Source organism: Pseudomonadales bacterium, from assembly GCA_024234215.1.
Taxonomy (GTDB): domain Bacteria; phylum Pseudomonadota; class Gammaproteobacteria; order Pseudomonadales; family UBA5862; genus JACKOQ01.
Map to the genome: position 1 here is coordinate 1 of JACKOQ010000009.1, position 6,681 is coordinate 6,681.

A 6,681-nucleotide genomic window follows, 5' to 3' on the forward strand; every position below is an offset into this window, starting at 1 on the left:
GGCTGAATGGAGATCAGCGATACAGGGTGCGTCCTGACGCAGTCAGCTGGGCAACAGGGCACCAGTCGAATCTTTTCTATAATAGAAGCGTGATCCTTTCATTGCCATCCGGCAGGGACTTGTTGAACAGGAGTCGAATCCGCAGTGACCACCATTCGTATCGCCAAGCATCATGTGCATGTCTCCTATCTGATTCTGTTTGCGCTGGAACTGCTGATGCTGGCGGCCTCGGTGCTGATCGGTGCCTATTTCCGTTTCGGCGAGCCGATGCTCATCGAGGAGGAGGTGGCGCACCCGTTGTGGCGGGCGCTCCTGTTTGCGCTGGTCCTGATGCTGTCGATGCTGGCGATGGGGGTCTATCAGGTACGGTTTCGTGAAGGAGTGCTCGGCATGATGCTGCGCACCGCCAGCAGCTTCATGGCGGGCGGCCTCGCGCTGTCGATTCTCTTTTACCTCTTTCCCATGTTCTTCCTCGGGCGTGGCATTCTCGCGCTGTCGCTGGGGGTGGCCTTCGTGCTGCTGGGGTTGCTGCGAGTGGCCTTCTTTGGTCTGGTCGACACCGAGGCGATGAAGAGCCGGGTGCTGGTGCTGGGTGCCGGGGTCCGGGCCAAGAACATTCTCGATCGCCTGCGCCGTCGCGCAGACAGAAAGGGCTTTGTCATTCATGGATTCGTGCCGATGGAGGGTGAGGTGGTCGAGGTGCCGCGCACAGAAGTTCTCGGATTTGCGCAGCCACTGGTCGACTACAGCCGGGCGCATCGGATCGATGAGATCGTCTGTGCAATGGATGACCGTCGGCGCGCCTTTCCGCTCGACGCGCTCTATCAATGCAAGCTGGCCGGTATCGCCGTGCTCGACGTGGCTGCGTTCTTCGAGCGGGAGATTGGCCGCATCGAGCTCGATCTGCTCCACCCCAGCAACTTCATTTTCTCTGATGGCTTCGATCGCAGCGCCTTTCGTGCATTCTCCAAACGGCTGTGCGATCTGCTCTTTGCGGTGCTGGCACTGCCGCTGTTGCTGCCGGTGATGCTGCTCGCCCGGGTGGCGATCGGTCTGGAAGAGGGCTTCGGTGCGCCGGTGATCTATCGGCAGCAGCGCGTGGGGCTGGACGACAAGCCCTTCACGCTCTACAAATTTCGCAGCATGCACACCGATGCCGAAAAACATGGTGCCCAGTTCGCCCAGAAAAACGACAGCCGCATCACCAGGGTCGGCGCGGTGATCCGCAAGTACCGCATCGATGAGTTGCCACAGATCTTCAATGTGCTCAAGGGCGAGATGAGCTTTGTCGGGCCACGGCCCGAACGGCCGGAGTTCGTGTCGCAGTTTGGTGAGGAGATTCCGCACTACCACAGTCGGCATCGGGTCAAGCCGGGGGTGACTGGCTGGGCACAGATCAACTACCCCTATGGCGACTCGGCCGAGGATGCCCGCCAGAAGCTGCAATATGACCTTTATTATGTGAAGAACAACAGCCTGATGCTCGATTTTCTGATATTGATCAGAACCTGCGAGACCGTGCTGTTCGGCAACGGCGCGCGTTAATCCTCGCTGCGCAGCGCCTTGCGCAGCAGGTGTGGCAGCAGCAGGTGCGGCGGCATCCGCAGCCAGTGTCCGCGCAGATAGAGTCCGGCCAGTGCCACTGCGGTGCCAGTGGGTGCGCAACTGGGGTGCTGTGGTTGCAATGCGCGGCGGTAGCAGAAATCGAGCATCTTCAGCACTGGCCAGCGCGGTGCGCTGTCGGCCAGCGCCTGCTTCACCGGGGTGGGCAGTTCATCATCCAGCAACCCTTCGACATGGCGACAGGCATGAAAGAGTGCCTGTCGCTGCCGCCACTGCGTGGCCCGATCGAGCAGTTGCGACCAGAATCGCGGTTGTGACCCGAACAGTCTGAACAGTTGACGCAAATCGAACAGGTCGCGCAGGCCGTGGTGCAGCTCGCTTTCATGGAACAGGTGGATCGCGCTGTGCAGCAGCAGATCGACGTTCGACGGCAATCGCGCCTTGTCGAAACCGGCCAGCGGTTGCGAATCGGCCAGCAGGCTGGCGGGATCGGGGCTGTTGCGGCAGGTTCGGGGCAGGATGCGGTGGTGCACATCCAGCACGCTCTGCCGCTTCAGATGCAGCAGCGGCGGCAGCTCATGCATCCAGGTGCGGTAGTAGTGTTGATCATAGGGATGGTGGTGGGCACCGTGCCAGCCATGGATCGCCAGCAGCTGTTCGGCGTGGGCCAGCTCCTGTTCGGCCACCAGAATGTCGACATCGCTCAGCAGCCGTCCGGCTGCCAGCGGCAGCTCGGCCGCGACATAGGCGGCCCCTTTCAGCAGCACGAAGGGCTGTTCCAGCGGTTGCAGCGCCTCTTCGAGCCGTTCGATCTCCCACAGCACCGACTGCCTCTGTCGCTGCACCAGCGTCAGGGCCGAGTTCAGGTGGTGCCGTGGCGGCTCCGGAAGCTGTTCCAGCAGTCCGGCGCGGTCCAGCGTGTCGGCCAGCAGCGCCAGCAGGTTGGCCGCGCGCGCCTGCCGGATCAGCAGGCTCCAGTCGGTCAGGCTCAAAGCGAGCGCCTGCTCGGGTTGCAGGCAGAGTCTGATCAGCCAGGACGGGCTCATGGCGTCATCCCGGTCAGTTGATCGAGTCTGTCGAGGGCGATGTCGAGGTCGGAGTAGATCAGCCGATGGCTGCTGCAACGCTCGACCAGATCAGCCAGCACCTCAAAGCCACGGGCACCCAGAATGGTGTAGTTGAAGCTCTGCTCGGCCAGTTGCATCAGCATCTCGCCCTTCGGCACTGGCCGCAGCCGGCTGCGCGACCCGCTGCGGTAGCGCGGCATCACCACCCAGGCCGGCTCGACCATGCGGTGTGCCAGCTCCACGCTGGCGGTCGGTGGTTTCAGATGGGCCACCGTGCCCTTCTGGGTGTCATGGCAGGGGTCGCTCAGCACCGCATCGGCAAAGCGCTGCCGGATCAGCTCGATCGAGTCGTTCTTGAGGCTGACCGGCCGTGGAATCGGTGCCAGCAGTCCTGAGGTCAGGTCGATCAGTGCCAGCTCGTCGGAGAGCAGCCGCCAGCCGGAGTGGATCAGGGTCGCGCAGAGGGTGCTCTTGCCCGAGCCGGGCGGCCCGGGCAGGATCAGACCGCGGCCACCGCGCTCCACCACGGCGGCATGGATGATCAGATAGCGGTGGGCGGTGGTCGAGATGGCATAGTTGAAGCCCCATTCGAACAGCGGATAGGCCTGACTGCGCGGCAGCGGCTTGAACGGGATGGTCTGGTCGAAGTGGAAGAACACCTGTGGCCGAATCCAGCGGCGCAGCGTGGCCGGTGGCGCGACACGCAGGTGGAAGTCGCTGAAGGCGGTTGGGCTGACCAGTGCAAAGTCGGCATAGAGCCGCAGCAGGCTTCGCGCCACCGCAGCGATGGGCGAGCGCACCGTCACCACGAACGGACCGGTGGTCAGCGACAGACCCGCCGGCCGGTGCAGTTGCCGCCGGATCTCGGTCAGTGACAGGGTGGCGAGGCGAGGCTGGCTGAGAATGGCGCGACGATTCCGAGCAGACAGAGTTGATCGATCACCGCCGGCAGGCTTTGCAGGTCGAACTGCTGCAAGGCTGCCTGCAACTGATCATGGCTGAGCCCGGCAGAGTGCCCGGCAAGCCGGCCGACCAGCGCAGCGGCGATGCCGCTGAGCAGGTGGGTGTCGCCCGAACGGCTGTCATACAGAATAGCCGTGTCATCCCACTGTCGCCACTGGCCAAAGCGGGCGTGGTTGAAGGTCAACGGGCCAGTGGCTGACATCGTGCGGCGGCGGGGGCTAGGTCCAGGTGGTGTTCAGATAGGCTTTCATCTGACTCTCCGTCCACACCGTGCCGCGGTCATCGGTGAAGCTGCCGGTGGCCAGGATCGAATTGGCAATCCAGAGCACGACATCGGGCTTCAGCACATAGCTGCTGAAGTTCAGCGCATTGAAGTAGGCGGCAATGGCATGAAAGGCAAAGGAGCCTGGTTTTTGCCACAAAACCTGCATCAGGGTCAGTTTTTTCAGATTGCCGGGAGCGGATGTGAACACCGTGCCGAAGCGGGTGCCTGGCACCGTGCCGCCTCGGTTGAGCGTGGTGTCCTCAAACATCGTCTGGCAGGTTTGGGTAATGCTGCCGTTGGAATCCAGTGGCGAACAGCCGGAGTCGAAACCGGGAGGCCAGCCGGGTTCGCCACCCCAGGGCCCGACCCTGGTTTTGTAATAACCGGGGCTGCGGCCCAGCACGCAGCCATTGTTGGGATGCGACAGGTTGCCCGACATCTTGCCGGACCAGCATTCGGCGGCCAGTGCCGAGCGCGCGCTCAGCGTGGTCACCACCACCGGGGCCGCCTTGAGGCTGTTGAGTGCCAGGGCGCGCCGCGCTGGCGAGGCCAGCGTCGAACGGCTGGTTTGACCGGGTGTGGCGTCTGGCTTGACTGGGGTCTCTTTGCTGGATTTCATCATGGTGTCCGTTTGATCGCTCGGTGAGGCCGCGGGCGCCGTTGCAAATCTGTTTCTACTATATCAAAAGCGAACCAGAAGAATCAGCGGGCAGTCGGTGACTGGGCTTGCTCTTCTTTTTTCGAATACAAGAATCATGCCCTTTTTTGGATATTCATGTTTATCAACAAGGTAGAGCAGATGTGTCCTGCGTGCAAAAATCACCCATGCCGACTTTGTAAAAAATATGGACACTCGTGTCCCATTGCGCAAGGGCAGGGTCTGTCGATCAGCGGCAGCCGGAGTGAGCCACCAATCGCCACGCCACTGTCGCGTGTGGAGCATCGGCCCCGCAGTTCAACGCTTTTGTAAACCTGAACCGATAGAGTGCGTGTCGTCATGCCGGGAGAGTCTGTGGATTTTTCGCAAGTCGGATATGGTTGTGTGGCTGTGGTGGCGCTGGTGTTGATGCCACTGGTGGCCAGCCGCTGGCGTGACCGGCTGCCACGATTGGCGCTGTTGCTGGTGCTGATCCTCTCGGTCGGTTGGGCCGCCGCGCTGGGCTCGGGTGAAGTTTCGCTGCGGATGGTTCTGGCGCTGGAGGTGATGCGCGGATTTGCCTGGATGGTGCTGCTGTGGCGCATGATGGCGGCCCCGGCCAACCAGGATGGCTGGCGCCTCTATCTGGATCGGCAGCGGATGCGTCCGCGACTGGCGCTGGGTGCTGCCGCTTGCCTGCTGCTTGGGGTCACGCTGATGCTGTGGCCGGAGCTGAGTGATCGGTTGACCGCACGGATTCGCCTTGGTGCGGATGGCCGGGTGCTCTATCTTCTGCTGTTGAATGTGTTCGGTCTGTTGATGGTCGAGCTGTTCTACCGCAACACCCGGGTCGAGCAGCGCTGGGGCATCAAGTTTCTGGCGATTGCGATCGGTGCGCTCTTCGCCTATGACTTCGCGCTCTACACCGAGGCGCTGCTGTTTGCGCGGATCAATCCGACGCTCTTTGGTGCCCGTGGCTTCGTCAATGCCGCGCTGTTGCCGCTGATTGGCGTGACCGCCGCGCGCCTCGGCAACAAGCCGGTGGAGCTGTTCGTCTCTCGCAGAGTCGTGGTGCACACCACGGCGTTGATGGGTGCCGGGCTCTATCTGCTGGTCATGGCGTCGATCGGCTACTACCTGCGCAACTACGGTGGCAGTTGGGGCGGAGTCATCCAGATTCTTTTTCTCAGCGGCGCGGTGGTGCTGCTGGTCGCGCTGTTCTTCTCCGGCACGCTGCGTGCCCGGCTCCGGGTCTTTTTCGCCAAGAACTTCTTTGCCCACCGCTATGACTACCGGGAGGCGTGGCTGAAGTTGAGCCGGGAACTGGCTGCGCTGGGTGATTTCACCACGGTGACGACCGGCGGCATCAAGCTGCTGGCCGACCTGGTCGAGAGCTCGGCCGGCACCCTCTGGTGGCAGAGTGAGCAGGAGGGCTATCGCTGCTGCGGCGCCTGGGGGATGGCGCTGGAGAGTGACGCACGGGTCGATGCCGATGATTCACTGGCACATTTTCTCTGCGCGTCCTCCTGGGTGGTCGAGTTGCCGGAATACCTCAGAACGCCCGAGATGTACCGCGGCCTCGATCTTGCGTCGTGGCAGCAGCGCTACCCGCAACTGTGGCTGGTGGTGCCGCTGATGCGACAGGAGGCGCTGGCTGGTTTCGTCTGCCTGCTGAAGCCGCGGGTGCAGCGTGCGATCAACTGGGAAGACCATGACCTGCTGAAGACCGTCGGCATCCAGTTGGCCAACCACATTGCCCTGGTCAGTGCCAGCGAGGAGCTGGCGCGCGCTCGGCAGTTCGAGGCGTTCAATCGGCTCTCGGCCTTCATCGTCCATGATCTGAAGAATGTCGTGGCGCAACTGTCACTGGTGGTCACCAATGCGCAGCGTTACAAGCACAATCCGGAGTTTATTGACGACGCACTCGATACGCTGGCCAATGCAGTGACTAAAATGAACCGTATGCTGGGCCAGTTGCGGCAGCGGGCCGTGGAAGCGCCCGATCCTCAGCGCACCGAGTTGTGTCAACTGGCGCGCGAGGTCGTCGCCCTGCATCGACACCGGCAACCGGTTCCGACGCTGAGCTGCCAGCTGGAGTCGCTGATGCTCCGTGCCGACCGCGAGCGGCTGGGTCGGGTGATGGGCCATCTGCTGCAGAACGCGCAGGAGGCCACTGCGCCACAGGG

6 protein-coding genes are annotated in these 6,681 nt (G+C 62.6%); 2 read left to right on the top strand and 4 right to left on the bottom strand.

All coding sequences use genetic code 11. From position 1 onward, the window contains the following. Positions 1-144: 144 nt before the first annotated feature. Positions 145-1,545 carry a TIGR03013 family PEP-CTERM/XrtA system glycosyltransferase gene (locus H7A13_11995; protein MCP5334057.1) on the top strand — a complete coding sequence of 467 codons (1,401 nt, stop codon included), beginning with the start codon at positions 145-147 and terminating at the stop codon, positions 1,543-1,545. On the opposite strand, the gene H7A13_12000 is transcribed toward H7A13_11995, so the two are convergent. The 4 genes from H7A13_12000 to H7A13_12015 are packed head-to-tail and all read right to left on the bottom strand — an operon-like array spanning position 1,542 to position 4,477. Continuing rightward, positions 1,542-2,609 carry a nucleotidyltransferase family protein gene (locus tag H7A13_12000; protein MCP5334058.1) on the bottom strand — a complete coding sequence of 356 codons (1,068 nt, stop codon included), beginning with the start codon at positions 2,607-2,609 and terminating at the stop codon, positions 1,542-1,544. The two genes, H7A13_11995 and H7A13_12000, sit on opposite strands and share 4 nt — an antisense overlap. Then, a complete protein-coding gene (locus tag H7A13_12005; protein MCP5334059.1) occupies positions 2,606-3,508 on the bottom strand; it encodes an HprK-related kinase A in 903 nt (300 codons plus the stop codon). Before H7A13_12005 ends, H7A13_12000 begins: the two co-directional genes overlap by 4 nt. Further along, the gene (locus H7A13_12010) at positions 3,499-3,795 is read right to left on the bottom strand and encodes an HPr-rel-A system PqqD family peptide chaperone (protein MCP5334060.1); all 297 of its coding nucleotides are present in this window, start codon (positions 3,793-3,795) and stop codon (positions 3,499-3,501) included. Before H7A13_12010 ends, H7A13_12005 begins: the two co-directional genes overlap by 10 nt. A gap of 16 nt (positions 3,796-3,811) precedes the next feature. Then, the gene (locus H7A13_12015; protein MCP5334061.1) at positions 3,812-4,477 is read right to left on the bottom strand and encodes a hypothetical protein; all 666 of its coding nucleotides are present in this window, start codon (positions 4,475-4,477) and stop codon (positions 3,812-3,814) included. 423 nt (positions 4,478-4,900) lie between these two features. Here H7A13_12015 and prsK point away from each other — a divergent pair. After that, on the top strand, positions 4,901-6,681 hold a 1,781-nt coding region (gene prsK / locus H7A13_12020), incomplete at its 3' end, for a PEP-CTERM system histidine kinase PrsK (protein MCP5334062.1).

Excerpts from the sequence above, each read along its gene's own strand:
- H7A13_12000 (MCP5334058.1), bottom strand. The coding sequence starts at position 2,609 with ATGAGCCCGTCCTGGCTGATCAGACTCTGCCTGCAACCCGAGCAGGCG.
- H7A13_12015 (MCP5334061.1), bottom strand. The coding sequence starts at position 4,477 with ATGAAATCCAGCAAAGAGACCCCAGTCAAGCCAGACGCCACACCCGGT.
- H7A13_12010 (MCP5334060.1), bottom strand. The coding sequence starts at position 3,795 with ATGTCAGCCACTGGCCCGTTGACCTTCAACCACGCCCGCTTTGGCCAG.